At 58.9% G+C, this 760-nt stretch carries 1 pseudogene; it reads left to right on the forward strand.

Features of this window, described 5'->3' with window-relative positions:
- A pseudogene (locus NW827_RS07860) lies at positions 1–675 on the forward strand (ABC transporter permease); the annotation flags it as partial.
- Positions 676–760 lie beyond the last annotated feature (85 nt).

The following is a 760-nucleotide window of genomic DNA, read 5'->3' on the forward strand; positions in this document are numbered from 1 at the left end:
GCCGGCGCCACCTTGCTGTTGGCAGTGTGCTCTGTTTTGCTGACTTGGCTAATTGCCGTTCCTCTGGGGATCCTGGGGGCGCTGCGGCAGAACACCCCTTTGGATCGGGCGTTGCAGTTGCTCAGCTACCTGGGGCAGGCCATGCCCAGCTTTGTGCTGGCCATTTTGCTGCTGATTGTGGCTCAAAACGTGGGCTGGCTGCCGGTAGGGGGAATGACCAGTGTTTATTTTGCCGAGCTCGGTTGGGGGGAAGCTGCTGGATCTGGGCCGCCACCTGCTCTTGCCCACGCTGGCCCTGAGCATTACCAGCTTTGCCGGGCTGCAGCGGATTACCCGCGGCAACTTCTTGGACGTGCTGCAGCAGGAATACATCCAGGCGGCGCGGGCACGGGGCATTCCTGAATGGCGGGTGATCTGGCTGCATGCAGTGCGCAACGCCGTCAACCCCTTGATTACGATCTTGGGCTTTGAGTTTGCCAATCTGCTCAGCGGCTCCTTCATTGCTAAGTTTTTCTTCAACTGGCCGGGGCTGGGCAAGCTGCTCTTGGAAGCCGTCCAAAGCTTTGACATCAACGTGGTGATGGCTGGGCTTTTGCTGGGAGCGGTGATAACCTATTGGCCGATCTGCTCTTGATGTGGGTGGATCCGCGGATCCGACCTGAGTCTTTGCTATGAACTACCCCACCGCGTAGGCGGGTGGGGTTTCCTCACCCGCTTGACAGCAGAGCTTTTGTCTCTTCCTCTGCCCCAGTTGCTTCAT

Origin of the sequence: Synechococcus sp. H70.1 (assembly GCF_047502705.1) — a bacterium.
Classification (GTDB): domain Bacteria; phylum Cyanobacteriota; class Cyanobacteriia; order Thermostichales; family Thermostichaceae; genus Thermostichus.